Genomic DNA, 16,095 nt, shown 5'->3' with positions numbered 1-16,095 from the left:
GGAGTATAAAAAACAACTTAAAATCTTGTCAAATCCCTTGTAGATTACTCATTTACACTTATATTTGCATCCGCTTAAAGAAAATTTGAGCAATTAATCTCGATTATCGAGGAAATTTAAATCATATACACGCTATGTACGCAATTGTAGAGATGGCAGGGCAGCAATTTAAAGTTGCGAAAGACCAAAAAGTATATGTTCACCGTTTGCAAACAGAAGAAGGTAAAAAGGTAACTTTTAACAATGTACTTCTTTTAGACGACGGAAAGAACGTAACTATTGGCGCCCCAGCTATAGACGGAGCCGCTGTTGAGGCTAAAGTCATTAAGCACCTTAGAGGTGACAAAGTAATCGTCTTTCACAAGAAAAGACGTAAAGGGTACCGTAAGAAAAACGGTCACCGTCAGTCATTGACTGAAATCGTAATCGAAAGCATCGTTGCTAAAGGCGCTAAAAAAGCGAAAGCAGAAGCTCCAAGGAAAGCCGCTCCGAAAAAAGAAGCTGCTCCTAAGGTTGAAGCTCCAAAAGTAAAAGCAGCTCCAAAAGCCGCAGCACCAAAAAAAGCTGCAGCTCCAAAAGCAAAACCCGCTAAAGCTGACGATTTGAAAAAGATTGAAGGTATTGGTCCAAAAATCGCCACTACTTTAATCGAAGCAGGTATAGCAACTTTTGCAGATTTAGCAAAAGCAAAACCAGCAAAAATTTCTGAAATCATCGCAGACGTTCGTGGAAATCACGTGACTGATACGTGGCCAGCACAAGCTAAGTTAGCAGCTGATGGTAAATGGGATGAGTTGAAGAAATGGCAAGACGAATTAGACGGCGGAAAAGCGTAAGTTCAGAATTAATAACCAGACCCTGAAACTAGTTCGGGGTATAAACAATATATCATGGCACACAAAAAAGGTGTAGGTAGTTCGAAAAACGGTAGAGAGTCAGAATCGAAACGCTTAGGTGTAAAGATTTTTGGTGGTCAAGCTGCAATTGCAGGTAACATCATCGTAAGACAACGTGGTACCAAGCACAACCCAGGTGAGAATGTGTATTTAGGTAAAGACCATACATTACACGCCCGTGTTGACGGACTTGTAAAATTCACAAAGAAAGCAGGCGGAAAGTCTTATGTTTCTATTGAGCCATTTGAGGCTTAAGAAACATTTTGTCAATCATATTAGAAAAGCCCTCTTCAGAAATGAAGAGGGCTTTTTTATACGAGGTTGTTTCTGTTTCTAATGAAATGCAAGCTTCATTTAACTTAACAAAATGGATGTGTTTGATGAAAGAGAATTGAATCAATTACCATTTCTGATTTCGAAAATTCGCTGCTTTTGCAAACGATACAGTTTGCATTAAGTAATCTTCCAAGTTATACTTGGGCATTGGTAGAATACTTTCTAAAAGAGTAGTATCCCATTCGCTAGGTTTTGAATTCAAATAGGGGTGAAGATGCACACCAATAGTTTCGTAATAGAATTCTTCAAGTTTAGAAGCAAAACCGGTTGCAGTTGTAATTTGCTCATCTGTGAAGCTAAAATTTGAAAAGCCTACGGCGTCTAAAACTTGAACAATACCTTTCATCATGTTTGTCTCTTCAGCATGCACAATATTCAATTGTTGAATATTGGTCTCAAGAACTTTTACGATCACATTAGCCGCATAGTCGGTAGGAATAATATTTAGTCCAGTTGCGCTGTCAGTAGCGATACGAATTCCATCTTTAGATTTGTTGTTATAGAAGAATTTAGCAAATAGATAGAAAACCATATACTTTGAGATGAAAAAATTCGGTGCTTCTTCAATATTACCACCGAGAACACTGGGTCGTAATATTTGAACAGGAAGATTTTCTGTTTTACTTTTTTCAAGCAGATACTTTTCAGAAGCATGTTTGGCTGCCTCGTAGTGATTTCGATAATTTCCGGTATCGTTGTCTACGTAATCATTTTTGACAATACCACCGATATCACCAAAGGAAAAAGCAGTACTTATGTAAACAAACTTATTTATACGATTGCTATAGGCTTTAAAAATGTCTTTTGTAAACTCAAAATTCTCTTTAAAAACTTCTTTTTTAGCCGCTGGGTCGGTTGATAGATTTACATAACCAGCAGAGTGAATAAAGTAGTCTATATTTTCATCCTGTAAATAAGAAGTCGGTTCAAGAATGTTTTTGGCATCTATAACTTTTATTTTATGGGCAATAGCACTCCTATTATTTTGAATAAATTCGGGAATGTTCTGGCTTGACAACATATTTCGAATGCGTGTTTCGGGGTGGGTTGCTGCTTTACCTCTAACGGGTAAATAGACGCTGTCAATTTGATCGAACTTTTGCTCTAGTAACGAAAATAGAATTCGTGAACCCAATGTTCCCGTAGCTCCTGTAAGTATAATTTTCATTTTTCAGCGGGGTGTTAATTCTTTTGTCAAAGTAACTGTAAGATACAAGAATTTAAAGGGATGTAAGAAAAGTCCATATAAAAATCACTGTCCAAATGAGGGTTCTTGACCAATTTCTTCTGACCAATTTTTTTAAAAGTGTATTATCGAATTCACCGACGGCTATTTTACGATGCAGGGGAACAAATTGCAAAAAGGTAATCGCCCAAACCATACTTATTAAGAAAAGACTTCCAATGGTGAAGATTGTTTTTAGTTCAAATAGCAAAAGCACCGCAGTGATTAATTGACCAAACATTAGTGGTATAACTACAACAGATATTCCAATGGTATATTTCTGGTGCCATTTTAAAAGGTTCTCTGCATTGTAATATTGAAAACCGGGGTAAACTACCAACTGAACCAACCAAATCAGTACTAGGAGTCCGAAATCAAATAACAAGCGCAGCAATTCAACAGTCATATTTCAGCATCAAAATCTGGAATCTGATTCACTCGCGCATAAGGATAACGCGATATTTTTTTTAGTTCGTAGTAAGTGTTCAGCCCTGAAATACCAACAGTATTAATGTTGGATAAATCGATGTCTTCATCTTCTCCGAGAGCTTTTTCAGGAATAATGAGATGTTGAATTTCGCCAATTACTAAAATGGTTCCGTTTAGCTTAATATCGATTGCTTCCTTGAATTCCATACCCATCTTGATTCCACTTTCTTTTACGAAAGGAGCTTTGAAATCACCGATGTACTCTTCGGTAAGGCCACAAATTTTAAATTCAGACTGGCCCCTCTCGAATTTTGCCGATGTATAATGCGCTTTTTCGGTAAAAGAAGAGTTGACATGATTGATGGTATATTGTTTGTTTTCTTTGATGTTTTCAAGAGTATGACGCGGAATTTCTCCCGTTGGCCTTGTAATGAAACCTAGTAAAGCCGGGTCACTACCCAAGTGGAAAACAGAACTAAAAATAGCCAAATTAACCTGTCCGCTATTAGATACACTACCAATTAGATTAGCGGGTTTTATCCCTGAAATAGAATTGATGAATTTGATCTTCTGAATGCGATCCATCTGATCAATATCTTGTTTTGAATACTGCATTTAGTCTTTAATTTGTTCCCACATCTTATCAGCATTCAATTTGAAAGTTCCCAAAAAGTCAAAATTACACTCGTTAGGTGCAATAACCGATAAGAAAGCTTCCTCGTTTTTATTGCGATAAAGGTGGTAGGTGTAACCAATAACAGGTTCAAAATTGAATTTGGCGCTGTAGACCAAATTGTTGTATTCGAACTGATCCATCATGGCGTCATATTCCGCTTTTAGTTCAAGGTATTTGGCATTTATTTGTTTATTAACCGCGTGAATATTTCTATTTTTCCATGCTACGGTATCTGTGGTGGTAATTGCAGGTGCACCAACATCTGTAGCGTAAGGCTTCAGTGAGGCATTATATTGTTGAGAATCTTCATCAAATACAACGTTATCAGGTTTCTTCTTTTTGTTCATGCCCTTTAACTTAATTTTTCTTCAATGCTTCCCAGGTTTGCCCAGAGGTTATTTACTTGAGATATTTTGTAATTTTTGAACTATTGGGTTTAGTAATAGAATAGAAAAAATCTACGAATTCTCCTTTTTCGTTGATGAGGTATTTTTGAAAATTCCACTTAACAGAACTATTACTTTTTCCGTTGAGTTCTTTTTTAGTCAACCATTGGTATAACGGATGCTGTTTAGAACCTTTTACGTGAAGCTTCTCGCTAAGCGGAAAAGTAACTCCAAAATTTCGCTCACAAAAGGATTGAATTTTAGCTGCGTCATCCGATTCTTGATTGGCAAATTGATTGCATGGTAACCCTACAACGACCAATTTATTTTGAAATTCGGTTTGAAGACTTTGTAGCTCTTTGTATTGTGGGGTAAATCCGCATTTAGAAGCCACATTTACAAATAGCACGTACTTTCCTTTAAAATCAGATAAAGAAATAGGTCTTCCATCTAAGCCATTCACAGGAATGGAATAAATAGAAGACCTATTTAAATTATTTTTTACTTGAATCGTTTTTGAAGATGACTTGAACTTTAACTTATCTAAGAACTTCATCTTCAAATTTTTAAGTAGAAACCTATCTATTGTGCAAAACCCATTTAGATAGTAGGGTTTCCTTTCAAACGCTTTTCAATTTTTTTCTTAAGCACAGTAAGTCGCTTCATGGTATCCATAAGTTCGACTTCCTTCGTTTCTTTATAAATTTCGTTGATTTCTAGAATCAAAGCTTTAACCTCTCTTGAGGAGCTTACTCTATCACTTGTTGTCATTCCGGACATTTTACGTCCCTCGAATTCCGCAACGCGTTCCATTAAATCCATATACTAAATTTTCTAATAAATTTTAAATACTAATAATCAAAGCGGAAATGTATGTAAAATCATTTGAATTTTACCACATGTTGGATAACTAATTCCTATTCCGCCATTTTATTAATCCTTTTAGCTCCAAATCTTCTTGAAAAAGCTCTAATAACTAAGTTTTTAGGATTTTTTTGATTTGAGTTAGTTGGAAATATACTAAACGTTTATCAATTTTAAATAATTGTTAAACAAAATAACAAGACTTTAACGTATTAAAATTCAGGAATTTTGCTCTAATTATACTTACAAAGTAAACAAAACCCCAACTGTTGCCAGAAGGGGTTCGTGAATACAATAAGATTTTTTTTAATATCTGTAATATTCTGGCTTAAAAGGCCCTTCAACAGTAACACCAATATACTCTGCTTGATCATTTCGCAACTCGGTGAGTTCGGCACCCAAACGAGACAAGTGTAATTTGGCAACTTTCTCATCTAAATGCTTAGGCAACATATAAACTTCGTTTTTATAGTTGTCACTATTCTTCCAAAGCTCGATTTGTGCTAGGGTTTGGTTAGTAAACGAATTACTCATGACAAAACTTGGGTGACCTGTAGCACATCCTAAATTCACTAAACGACCTTCTGCAAGAACAATAATGTCTTTACCATCAATGGTATATTTATCCACTTGGGGTTTGATTTCATCCTTAGTATCTCCATAATTCCCATTCAACCAAGCCATGTCAATCTCATTATCAAAGTGGCCGATGTTACAAACGATTACTTTGTCTCGCATCGCTTTAAAGTGCTGCCCTTGAATAATGTCTTTGTTACCTGTTGTTGTGATTACAACATCAGCTTTGCCAACAACATTTTCTAATTTTTTTACTTCAAAACCATCCATACAAGCTTGTAATGCACAGATAGGATCGATTTCTGTAACAGTTACAATCGCACCCGCACCTTGGAAAGAAGCTGCCGTACCTTTACCTACATCACCATAACCAGCAACTACAACACGTTTTCCGGCAAGCATGGTATCTGTAGCTCTTCGAATAGCATCTACAGCACTTTCTCGACATCCGTATTTATTATCAAATTTAGACTTTGTAACAGAATCATTCACGTTGATGGCTGGCATCGGAAGCGTTCCATTTTTCACCCGCTCATATAAACGGTGAACCCCTGTTGTAGTCTCTTCAGAAAGACCTTTGATAGCATCGGTAAGAGCAGGATAACGATCTAAAACCATATTTGTCAAATCACCGCCATCATCTAAAATCATGTTTAAAGGCTCACGATTTTCTCCGAAAAATAAGGTTTGTTCAATACACCAATCAAATTCCTCCTCATTCATTCCTTTCCAGGCATAAACAGGAATTCCAGCTGCTGCAATTGCCGCTGCCGCATGATCTTGAGTAGAAAAGATATTACATGAGCTCCAAGTAACATCAGCACCTAAGGCAACCAAAGTTTCGATTAAAACAGCTGTTTGAATGGTCATATGTAAACAGCCTGCAATTCGGGCTCCTTTTAAAGGTTGCTCATCACCATATTCTTCACGAAGAGCTATCAAACCTGGCATTTCGGCCTCGGCTAAATTAATTTCCTTTCTTCCCCAATCTGCTAATGAAATATCTTTCACTTTGTAGGGAACGTATGGAATAGTTTCTGTGCTCATATTCTTTTTTATTTTTTACTTTCGTTATTAGCAATTCTCTGCGCAATATCGCAGCCGCAAAGGTACAAAATACCAGAATAATAAAATGCCTCTTTACAATACATTAACGGTAAGCTCATCAATCAAGGTGTATATCTGGAAGATTGAAGAATCTGAAAATGAACTTGCTAAGGGTATTCAATTGACTCCCCATTGTCAAGGACGAATGGATGGAATGAAATCTGAAATGCATCGAAAAGGGTTTTTGAGCATTCGTCACCTCATGGCTGAGGCTGGTTATGTTGATGCAGACTTATTCTATGATGAAGCGGGAAAACCACATTTAAAAGATGGAAATCATATTTCGATTACCCATTCCAATCAGTTTACAGGTATTATCGTTAGCAGTTCTAATGAGGTAGGAATTGATATTGAAATGCAGCGAGATAAGATCCTTAGAATTGCGCATAAATTTACACCCATAGAAGAATATCGAACTATCGCAAATACCGAAGCTTTGATACGAAAATTGACTGTAGTTTGGGGCTGTAAAGAATCATTGTATAAAATTTATGCTGAGAGAGGATTAAGCTTTTTTCATCATATCGTTATCAAAGACTTTTCGCTTATGAATGATTTCACAACCGGTGAGGTCTTATATCAAGGCAATACGACTAACTTTGAAATCAGTTTTCTAGAATTTGAAGGCTTTACCTGTGTCTACGCGATTCGTCAAGCTGAAAGTTGAGAATTGTCAGTTAGTAGTAATTTTACGATCAACCATCAACTAATTAATATGAACATATCTGTAGAACTTACTTTTTCTCCTCTTCAAAATGACTTCGAAGAACACATTATAAATTTCATCAAAAAACTACGTGCATCAGAACTTACCATTTTAGAAAACCCATTGAGTACTCAGGTATTTGGTGATTACGAAACGGTTATGAAAATACTTCAGGCTGAAATAAAAGTAGCATTTGAATTGATGGATAAAGGCTTACTTTACATGAAAATTGTCAAATCTGACCGAAGCGAATATGAGCCAAATTTTTGATTGGATTTTTTCTCAATACGAAGGTGTACCTACTCATTTAGTAGTATTGGAATTCATCAGTGTGCTTTTTAGTTTATTGAGTGTCATCTATTCGAAACGCGAGAACATTTTAGTATTTCCTACTGGAATAATTGGAACCGGAATAATGGCCTATATTTTATTGGAATACGGACTTCTAGGTGACATGCTCATAAACGCCTATTATTTTGTAATGAGTATCATTGGTTGGTATGCTTGGACGAGAAAAGTCGATGCCACCCACTTTATACCGATAACTTTAACAAGTTCAAAAGAGAAGAAATGGTCCGTTTTATTATTTCTTGCCACGATTATCTTCGTTTCAATTGTCTATCTGCTTTCCAATCGATTTAATGTATGGACGGATTATGTTGATACTTTAACAACAGCAATCTTTTTTGTGGGAATGTGGTTAATGGCCAAGAAGAAATTAGAGAATTGGATATATTGGATTGCTGGGAATGTGATAACCGTCCCTCTTTATTGGTTCAAAGGGCTTATATTTAGTTCTATTCTATTCTTTTTGTTAACTATAATTGCCTTTTACGGATATTCTTCATGGAAGAAAAATTTAAACAAGAGTCCAGAGACATTATTAAAGTAGTATTGTTTGGACCAGAATCTACGGGCAAAACCACATTGTCTGAGCAGCTAGCAAGACATTATAATACGGTTTGGGTGCCTGAATATGCACGCGAATATTTACAGAATAAATGGAATAATGAACGCAAGACCTGTGAACCGCATGATCTTTTGCCAATCGCTGAAGGACAAATGCGAATGGAAAATGATCTGGCCAAAAAAGCAACCAGAGTTCTGATATGTGATACCGATTTGTTAGAGACCAAAGTATATTCAGAAGCGTATTATGTAGGTCATTGTGATCCTATATTAGAGAAGTATGCTTTGCAAAACACTTATGATCTATACCTGCTCACTGATATTGATGTGCCATGGGTTGGTGATGACTTAAGAGACAAACCCAATGAACGTGAACGAATGTTTTTGTATTTTAAAGACACTCTAAAAAAATACAATCGAAATTTTATTACTTTAACTGGTGATAAAAAGACCCGATTAAATAAGTCCGTAGAACACATTGACAAACTATTGAAAAAATGAGCTTACTTTCAGAAGAAGATTTAGAACAACTGCGAGCAAAAGGTATATCAAAAGACAAAGTTCGTGACCAATTGGAAATTTTCCGTGATGGAATTCCGTTTGTGCATCTTGAAAAAGCAGCTGTAATAGGAGAGGGTATTTCTAAATTCTCTGCTCATGAAGAAGAGGACTTAATTGCAGACTTTGATAAATTGAGAACAAGCTTGTCGTTGTTAAAATTTGTGCCAGCATCTGGTGCAGCTTCCCGAATGTTTAAAGCACTTTTTAATTTTCTTGATGCCTATAATCCATCCGAAGAAAACCTTAGTGACTATTTCTCTCGCACTGAAGACAAAGATTTGAAAGTCTTTTCAGAACGTCTAGAAGATTTTCCGTTTTACGATATCCTAAAGGATAAAATTTCTGGAAAATCAATATCTGAAGGAGGGGCCTTACACCTATTCGTAAATGAACTATTGTCTGAAGAAGGTCTTAACTACGGATTTTTTCCTAAAGGACTTCTTCCCTTTCATAAATACCCTAATCAAGCCGTAACCCCTTTTGAAGAGCATTTAAAAGAAGGTGCTGCATATGCTAAAACAGGAAACAAAGCGAAAATACATTTTACCATTTCAGAGCAGCATACAGAGTTGTTTGGAAAGGAACTCAATAGAATAGAAGATCGAATTTCGAAGGCTACTGACACAGGTTTTGATATTGGATATTCGTATCAAAAATCTTCTACCGATACCCTTGCCGTGGATATGGAAAACAAGCCTTTCCGTAATTCTGACGGCTCTCTATTATTTAGACCAGGAGGTCATGGCGCACTCATTGAAAACCTCAATGAGCAGAATGCAGATGTCATTTTTATTAAGAACATTGATAATGTAGTAGTTCCTGAAAATTTTGATGGTGTTACAAGAAGCAAAAAAGTTCTTGCGGGAGTACTATTGCATGTACAACAAAAAGCATTCATGTATGCCAAACTTTTAGACGCACATAAGATTAGTGAAGAACAGATTGCAGACATCAAGCAATTTTTAGAGAAGGAGCTCAACGTTCGGTTTTCGAATACCTATGAATCGTTTACGGCTGATGAACAGATGAAAGTACTGAAGGATAAAATCAATAGACCTATTCGTATCTGCGGAATGGTGAAGAATGAAGGCGAACCGGGTGGTGGACCTTTCTGGATTAAAGACAGTAGCAATCGAATCTCGTTGCAGATTGTTGAATCAGCCCAGATGGATACTTCTAATCAAAGTCAAAAAGATATTGTTGCACAAGCAACCCATTTTAATCCTGTAGACTTGGTTTGTGGGGTTCGAAACTACAAAGGGGAGAAATATAATCTTCTGAATTTTGTCGACCCAAAACAAGGTTTTATAACTGGAAAAACAAAAGATGGAAAGGAGCTAAAGGCTTTGGAACTTCCCGGACTTTGGAACGGCGCAATGGCGTTTTGGAACACCATTTTTGTAGAAGTACCTCTTTTGACTTTCAATCCGGTGAAAACCGTAAACGACTTGCTAAAACCTTCACATCAAGTAAGCTAAATATAGTACCAGACAGACTGGGCTAAAAGTGTGTAAATCTTACACACTTTTAGAATTTATTACACACTGCTATACATCTGTTAATTAAAATACAATAGATTTAATTATCTGATAATCAAATATTTATATTCATTTGATGAATTGCTCCTGCGATGGCATCATTTTCCCTCTATTGGTAATAACAAAACAAATGCATATTAATTTTTAAAACACATTAAAATGAAAAAAGTATTTTTAGTAGCAGCGTTGTCTTTAGGTACCATGACTGCTTTCGCACAAGAAGAGGAAACAGCTGTAGCTGAGGTTGCAACTGAAGTAATGGAAGCTCAAGATGCTTTCGCTGAAATCGCAATCGAAGAATTGCCAGAAGCAATTACAGCTGCTTTAGAGGTTGCTCATCCAGGAGCTACGATCTCTAAAGCTTATGTAAATGAGGCATCTCAGTACAAGTTAGAAGTTGCCAAAGAAGATGGTGAAGCTCTTGAGCTTTACGCTGATGCTGAAGGTAACTGGATTGAAATGTAGGGTAGCGGCTTACAATTTTGAGTTAGTTTAGTTTTGAAAAGTCTGGCCAATTGGCCGGACTTTTTAGTTTGGTTTTCTAATATCGATATTCAAGTTGCTCACCCCATTTTTCCAAATTGAGTATGATTAGTTTGTCATTTATTCTTAGCGGTGTTAACTCAAATGATATGGTCATCGTAGTAAGTGCATTGCAAAGCTCTGTATTATCAAGAAATACTTTAAGGTCTCTTTGCGGAATGGCCGTTTCTGCGACTCTATCAGCATCAACCAAATCTAAGTGCCAAGTGCCATTGTTACATCCACCAGATTGAATAGTTAATGATAAACAGTCATTATTTATTTCTGCGTTAATGATTTCGAATGCATTCCGACCTGTTCCATCATCATCAGACCTGTTTTGAAATATATTGCTATCGACAATCACTAAATGATCGCAAAGTGCGGAAATTGGTTCTTGGTTTTCTTCAGAACAAGAAAACTGCAGAAAATGGGTAATAAGAAGTATTACAATGAGTGTTAAGCGTCTCATTTTTGTCTTTTATAAATAGATGATTTTTTTCATAAAAGTTGCGTGAGTACATTTTTTTGAGCAATTGATAGTCTCTGTTTAAATGGGCTGCTGTAGTTCATCTGAATTACAATGTAGCAGAAACATTTGATGCTTTTTGGGCATGATTTACTCTTAGAAAATACCATGTTAATTTTACTTCTAATGCCTTCTGGGCTTGCCCCAAGGTTATTTGTTTTTATAAAAAAGAGGCATTAATGCTGCCATTATAATTGCTGTTACTACAGCCGCAATCCAATTTAGTTCGCCATGAACAAAGTAGTCATAAATAAGAAATCCGGCTGCGAATCCTAATCCCATTTTGATATTCTTTAAGTTGAAAATGTCTTTCATTATGTTGGTTGTTTTATATTTTCATTTTAAAGCTAAATCAAAAAGATTTGACGGACTTGGTTAAAACCACTTTAAACTTTTAGTCAAGCACCAATACCCGTATTGATTCGAGGTTTGTTGGCAAATGTTTTTATTGTCTTTTAAAAATTATTCTTCCTTCCTCTATATCATTGAAACCTAGTAATATCCTTTCTAATGAATTATTGTCTATAATATTAATTTGAAAGGCCACATCTGATTGAGTCCCAATAATTGAAATTGTCCCATTAGATTCGGTCCATTCAATTGAATTGGTAAATTCTAGAGAACAAGTATAAAGTGATGTAGAAGGTTGCGGTGCCAAACTTGCTAAATTAGAAGTGTATTGTCCTGTTCCATCTGAGTTAAGCACAAAACTATGATTTAAACATGGCAGCTCAGCTTTTGCATCATTGTCCTCAATCCCATCTCCATCAAAATCAAAAGGGTTTGTTAGAATAATACTTATTGAGTTCCAACTCCCTATTGGGCCTGTTTCCTCATTATCATCAGAACAGCTGTTGAATATAAGTACGCAAATGAGCATTTTTAAATATATTTCTTTCTTCATGTTAAAATATTTGTCAACGGCTGGGTTAAGAGTAATGCGGAGGCAAGAAAACTTTTCGTTTTCGTTGCGCACGAGCTAAAGCTTATGGTTTTTTTTCTTTTTTTGTATCAAAGCGAAATCCAAAGATTGCGCGACCTAATAAAAATATACAATCCTCGGCGTTTAAAACCTAAGCCCGTATTGTTTATAGGTTTTGTTATGAAATGTTTTTTTAGAACAATGAATATCCAAATATTATTGAAAGTGCGTTGTAGTCGGAACTAAAAAAAAATAAACTACTTAATATGTTTCTGCTTGTATGATATCTAAGTTCCAAACTATATTTGTCTTTTTGTTTATAGCCAATTCCAAATGCTAAGTTAGTTGATTTCGTAATCTCAAAATCAGTATTTGAGTAGGATATTTTGGAGTTTAATACGTTGTCTAGAACATATGAACCGTTAATGAAAAACTTAGAGTTTTCATTAAGAAAAAAATAATGTCTTATCCCCAAAGGAATTTCAATTGACTTATAATCAACCGCACTAATTGGTGATTCTTCTTCAGAACTAAATTGTTGGTATGTAGGCTCAACAATAATAGCCCATTTATTTTTGTTAAAAGGCATGATAATTTCCCCCTCAAGCCCAAACCTAAATCCAAATTTGTTTCCAAAATCTACATTTCTAAAGATATTTGCCTGATTAGTTACATTTAATGAAGAAATGTTTACCCCGGGTCGAAGATTAAAATTAAATAAGTCCCTTTTCTCCTTTTCATAATAATTAATAAAATCAGAATCCATACACTGATTATATTGAATAAAGACATGTATTAAATCTTCATTATCATACTTGGTTTTTTCAATGTTCTTAGATGAAATTGAATTACATTTTAAGTTATTTATTATTTGTTGTTTGAACCGGTTATTTTCTGCACGAAAATTATTAGAGGTTAGATAATACTTGAAAATTAGTTGTTCGATTACGTTAGAGTCGTTCTTACTAAAAAAAAACCTAATTAGATTACCATCTTCATAATGATATAAGTTGGATTTACCTTCTACTAGAATTTTTAAAAAAAGTGTTTCTTTTTTTAAAACAGGATTTCTTACGGAACTCAATTGGTTCAAAATACTAGAAGATCTATCAATTTCAACATTACCTCGAACATATTTAGAAAAATTTTGAATACTAAATTCCTTAACCATTGTTAAAGTTGCTTTCTTGGATTTTGAATTTTCGGAAAGTTTATATTTGAATTCAGTAGGGTTATTTTTCCAATCAATATTTTCAATTAAGCAATCGATTCTATTTCCGTTATTATCAATGAAATATCCTTTTTCAAAAGAAATTTGAGTATAGCAATTATAGCTTAAAATCAATGTTATAAGAAGTAATAGTTGTTTTTTCATTATTTATTAGTTTGTTTCTATAATGTGTAAATATTTCATAACGGTCTAGTATAAGAAAAGTAGGGCGGAGGTAAGGAGACTTTTCGTTTCCGTCTGCGCACGAAGCTAGAGCTTTTGGTTTTGCTTTTTCTTTTTTTTGTCCAAAGCTAAATCCCAAAGATTTAGCGACATTATAAATATACACAGACCTTTCGTTTTAGCCCTAAACTCCGCATTACGTTTAGGCATTGTTAGGCACCGTATTTATTCCAGATTTGGCTTACCCATGTATGTAGTAACGACAAAGTTGGAGTTTGGGTCTAGGAAACGAAAAAACTTCAATTTTATCATCGGTAGTTCGAAGTCATTTTCATCGTAGATTTCGAGCAAAATGGTCGCGACAACAGACCGATTGTACTCTTCTTTTTTTCGAATCAGTTCTGAAACTTTCTCATTAAAAAGAAAACTTTTTGAATCTGTTGCATTGAGGTATTTCATTCCTTTTACAAAACTTTCAGGAGAAGGTCCTTCATAGTTAAGTCCTTTCGCAAGCTTTTGCAGCGAATCACTAATATTATATTCAATCTCATATTCCTTGTCCTTATCAACACTAATTTTGTCCAAAAGTTCAGCGTAATTTTTAAAATCAGAATTGTCGATTATATGTTTTGAAATCAAATGTTCTTGAAATTCTTTGAGAATAGTTTTTAGTCCTTTATAATATTCAGGATTTTCTTGTTCTATTCCTTTTTCAAATTCCATTTCAAATTTGTTTGATGTCATTTGAGAATTGGCTTTTAGGTAAAACAAAAAACTGCAAATTATCAATATGGTAGAAGGTAATTTCATATGTTGTCTAACGGTTCGGCTATGATTAGTTGCTGTGATTCGTCCGAACCCCGAGGCCTCGGGGCAGCCGAACCTAAAGATAGCTTTTTGCGCGTGATTTCCGATGGAAAAATCCGTAGCAATTAATTATAGGTTTTGTTAGGCACAGTTTTTTTTGCCGTTCTGTTGAGTTTTCTCAAATCGCGTTTCGATAAACGAGTTAATTTTTTGTCCCTTTTTAGATTATCATTTAGGGTTAAATAATGAATTGCAAATATGATTTGAACTCCTCTGTCCTCTATATTCATAGATAGCGGAAAATCGATAATGTTATTTGCAATGTAATTTCCATTTCCTAATCCGCTCTGAAGAGTTTGTCCGTAATTTATTAAGTAACCACTTGTTTTTCCCAGTTCAAGCACAAAATCAGTAAATTTTTGGTTGCCGCTAAAACAAAGACTTTCGTATTTATAAACAGGTTCATTCAATCTAGTGCCTTTACATATAGCCCATATTTTTTCAAATGTGCTTTTGGAAATTGTTCGATAAAGCCTTTTTTGTTTTCGATAACTAATGTTTTTCTCAATGAAATTATCTTCTAAGTCAGTAATTTTCGGCACCAAATCCTTCATACATTTTCCATATTTTGCATGGTCCTTATCCCCACAAAGCTCACTTTGAAAAAAGTCCGCAATCAGATTCAAGTCCATAATTTGAGATTCCGAAAAATATGGTTTCAAATCCGTTTGAGAGCTTTGTCCGAGACAAGTCACAAATGTCAAAAACATGGAGTAGAGTAGAGGGAATTTCATTGGTTTAAGATTGTGCCTAACGGTTGAGCTATGAACAGTACGGGAGCAAACTGGCGTTTGCTTTCCGTCACGCACATAGCGAAATCTTTTTGTTTTGATTTATTTTTTCTTTGTCCAGAGCAAAATCCAAAAGATTTTGCGGACATCATAAAAATACACAAACCTTTCGTTTAAGCTCGAAGCCCGTATTGTTTATAGGTTTTGTTGTACACAGTTTTTATTCCGAACATTTGAATTCCTCTATTCTTGTGTCCTGACCTAATACAGCAGTACTTTTTAAACTTCTATAATTAGTGATATTACTTTTACAAAAGAAATAATGAGTCTGTTTCCATGATTCATCGATTTTGAATAGTGTAGCTTGTCCAGTTTTTACTTTTGTTGAGTCTAAGATGCCATATTCTGACATTTTTGAAATTGTTTCTCGGCTTAAACCATGACTGGAATCAACTTCGACAAAAAGTTTGTTTTTCTTTTCCCGAAATTTTGATGGAAACCATTTACTCCTATTTCCAATAGTGTCCGGTTTTTGCAGAAGTAGTTCTTTTCCGATAATTGCATCGATTGTAACTGTTGCTATGTTTTCATTAAAATCCAGATATTCAATTTGAAAAGCATTGCTTTTGTTTCTATAAGAATTGGTGCTTAAAAAATCCATTATTGCATTTTCAATAATTTCATTTTTTTGTCCAGTCCGATGCAGGTTTGATTTATAGGATGAACAACTAATCCCAAAAATAAAAATGAGAATAAATAAACTTTTTTGGTATTTCAATAATGATGATTTTAAATTGTGTACAACGGTTGAGCTATGAACAGTACGGGGTCAAACTAGCGTTTGCTTTCCGCCACGCACATAGCGAAATCTTTTTGTTTTGATTTACTTTTTCCTGTCCAGAGCAAAATCCAAAAGATTTTG

General features: G+C 34.9%; 22 protein-coding genes. 8 read left to right on the top strand and 14 right to left on the bottom strand.

The features are described 5' to 3' along the window. Window positions 1-134 precede the first annotated feature (134 nt). Window positions 135-836 (top strand): 50S ribosomal protein L21, encoded by a 702-nt coding sequence (rplU, locus tag ACKWCD_RS05970; protein WP_413983035.1) that lies wholly within the window; start codon window positions 135-137, stop codon window positions 834-836. 54 nt (window positions 837-890) lie between these two features. Then, the gene (gene rpmA, locus ACKWCD_RS05965) at window positions 891-1,151 is read left to right on the top strand and encodes a 50S ribosomal protein L27 (RefSeq protein ID WP_413983034.1); all 261 of its coding nucleotides are present in this window, start codon (window positions 891-893) and stop codon (window positions 1,149-1,151) included. A gap of 145 nt (window positions 1,152-1,296) precedes the next feature. Here rpmA and ACKWCD_RS05960 read toward each other — a convergent pair whose 3' ends face one another. The 7 genes from ACKWCD_RS05960 to ahcY form a co-directional block, all read right to left on the bottom strand. After that, a complete protein-coding gene (locus ACKWCD_RS05960; RefSeq protein ID WP_413983033.1) occupies window positions 1,297-2,400 on the bottom strand; it encodes an SDR family oxidoreductase in 1,104 nt (367 codons plus the stop codon). 52 nt (window positions 2,401-2,452) lie between these two features. Further along, window positions 2,453-2,863: a hypothetical protein gene (locus ACKWCD_RS05955; RefSeq protein ID WP_413983032.1), complete on the bottom strand. Its 411-nt coding sequence runs from the start codon at window positions 2,861-2,863 to the stop codon at window positions 2,453-2,455. Next, window positions 2,860-3,501 (bottom strand): flavin reductase family protein, encoded by a 642-nt coding sequence (locus tag ACKWCD_RS05950; RefSeq protein ID WP_413983031.1) that lies wholly within the window; start codon window positions 3,499-3,501, stop codon window positions 2,860-2,862. Before ACKWCD_RS05950 ends, ACKWCD_RS05955 begins: the two co-directional genes overlap by 4 nt. After that, complete coding sequence (locus ACKWCD_RS05945; protein ID WP_413983030.1) at window positions 3,502-3,909, bottom strand: DUF2452 domain-containing protein; 408 nt, start codon at window positions 3,907-3,909, stop codon at window positions 3,502-3,504. Window positions 3,910-3,961: 52 nt separating this feature from the next. Next, on the bottom strand, window positions 3,962-4,504 hold the full coding sequence (locus tag ACKWCD_RS05940) for a glutathione peroxidase (protein WP_413983029.1): 543 nt from the start codon (window positions 4,502-4,504) through the stop codon (window positions 3,962-3,964). Window positions 4,505-4,548: 44 nt separating this feature from the next. Continuing rightward, on the bottom strand, window positions 4,549-4,770 hold the full coding sequence (locus ACKWCD_RS05935) for a hypothetical protein (protein ID WP_413983028.1): 222 nt from the start codon (window positions 4,768-4,770) through the stop codon (window positions 4,549-4,551). A 348-nt stretch (window positions 4,771-5,118) separates the two neighbouring features. Further along, complete coding sequence (gene ahcY, locus ACKWCD_RS05930) at window positions 5,119-6,435, bottom strand: adenosylhomocysteinase (RefSeq protein ID WP_413983027.1); 1,317 nt, start codon at window positions 6,433-6,435, stop codon at window positions 5,119-5,121. Between the two features lie 85 nt (window positions 6,436-6,520). Here ahcY and ACKWCD_RS05925 point away from each other — a divergent pair, with 85 nt between their 5' ends. The 6 genes from ACKWCD_RS05925 (at window position 6,521) to ACKWCD_RS05900 (ending at window position 10,674) form a co-directional block, all read left to right on the top strand. Further along, window positions 6,521-7,162 carry a 4'-phosphopantetheinyl transferase family protein gene (locus ACKWCD_RS05925; RefSeq protein ID WP_413983026.1) on the top strand — a complete coding sequence of 214 codons (642 nt, stop codon included), beginning with the start codon at window positions 6,521-6,523 and terminating at the stop codon, window positions 7,160-7,162. A 48-nt stretch (window positions 7,163-7,210) separates the two neighbouring features. Next, entirely contained in the window at window positions 7,211-7,471 is a 261-nt protein-coding gene (locus ACKWCD_RS05920) for a hypothetical protein (protein ID WP_413983025.1), read from the top strand. Continuing rightward, window positions 7,455-8,093: a nicotinamide riboside transporter PnuC gene (pnuC, locus tag ACKWCD_RS05915; protein WP_413983024.1), complete on the top strand. Its 639-nt coding sequence runs from the start codon at window positions 7,455-7,457 to the stop codon at window positions 8,091-8,093. Before ACKWCD_RS05920 ends, pnuC begins: the two co-directional genes overlap by 17 nt. After that, window positions 8,048-8,611 (top strand): AAA family ATPase, encoded by a 564-nt coding sequence (locus tag ACKWCD_RS05910; RefSeq protein ID WP_413983023.1) that lies wholly within the window; start codon window positions 8,048-8,050, stop codon window positions 8,609-8,611. The genes pnuC and ACKWCD_RS05910 overlap by 46 nt, the downstream gene beginning before the upstream one ends. Then, window positions 8,608-10,149, top strand: coding sequence for a DUF4301 family protein (locus ACKWCD_RS05905; protein WP_413983022.1), 1,542 nt, complete (start codon window positions 8,608-8,610; stop codon window positions 10,147-10,149). Before ACKWCD_RS05910 ends, ACKWCD_RS05905 begins: the two co-directional genes overlap by 4 nt. Window positions 10,150-10,368: 219 nt before the next feature. Beyond that, window positions 10,369-10,674, top strand: a complete 306-nt coding sequence (locus ACKWCD_RS05900; RefSeq protein ID WP_413983021.1) for a hypothetical protein — start codon at window positions 10,369-10,371, stop codon at window positions 10,672-10,674. A gap of 76 nt (window positions 10,675-10,750) precedes the next feature. Here ACKWCD_RS05900 and ACKWCD_RS05895 read toward each other — a convergent pair whose 3' ends face one another. The 7 genes from ACKWCD_RS05895 to ACKWCD_RS05865 form a co-directional block, all read right to left on the bottom strand. Continuing rightward, a complete protein-coding gene (locus ACKWCD_RS05895; protein ID WP_413983020.1) occupies window positions 10,751-11,203 on the bottom strand; it encodes a hypothetical protein in 453 nt (150 codons plus the stop codon). Window positions 11,204-11,410: 207 nt separating this feature from the next. Beyond that, window positions 11,411-11,575, bottom strand: coding sequence for a hypothetical protein (locus tag ACKWCD_RS05890; protein ID WP_413983019.1), 165 nt, complete (start codon window positions 11,573-11,575; stop codon window positions 11,411-11,413). A gap of 130 nt (window positions 11,576-11,705) precedes the next feature. Next, window positions 11,706-12,164, bottom strand: coding sequence for a hypothetical protein (locus tag ACKWCD_RS05885; protein ID WP_413983018.1), 459 nt, complete (start codon window positions 12,162-12,164; stop codon window positions 11,706-11,708). Between the two features lie 211 nt (window positions 12,165-12,375). Then, the gene (locus ACKWCD_RS05880) at window positions 12,376-13,557 is read right to left on the bottom strand and encodes a porin family protein (RefSeq protein WP_413983017.1); all 1,182 of its coding nucleotides are present in this window, start codon (window positions 13,555-13,557) and stop codon (window positions 12,376-12,378) included. A gap of 243 nt (window positions 13,558-13,800) precedes the next feature. Continuing rightward, window positions 13,801-14,298 (bottom strand): hypothetical protein, encoded by a 498-nt coding sequence (locus ACKWCD_RS05875; protein ID WP_413983016.1) that lies wholly within the window; start codon window positions 14,296-14,298, stop codon window positions 13,801-13,803. A 209-nt stretch (window positions 14,299-14,507) separates the two neighbouring features. Beyond that, window positions 14,508-15,176 (bottom strand): hypothetical protein, encoded by a 669-nt coding sequence (locus tag ACKWCD_RS05870; RefSeq protein ID WP_413983015.1) that lies wholly within the window; start codon window positions 15,174-15,176, stop codon window positions 14,508-14,510. A 217-nt stretch (window positions 15,177-15,393) separates the two neighbouring features. Next, a complete protein-coding gene (locus tag ACKWCD_RS05865; RefSeq protein ID WP_413983014.1) occupies window positions 15,394-15,951 on the bottom strand; it encodes a hypothetical protein in 558 nt (185 codons plus the stop codon). Window positions 15,952-16,095 lie beyond the last annotated feature (144 nt).

This window comes from Maribacter taeanensis, assembly GCF_047345145.1.
Lineage (GTDB): Bacteria > Bacteroidota > Bacteroidia > Flavobacteriales > Flavobacteriaceae > Maribacter_C.
This window is presented reverse-complemented; position numbering and strand designations above follow the sequence as displayed.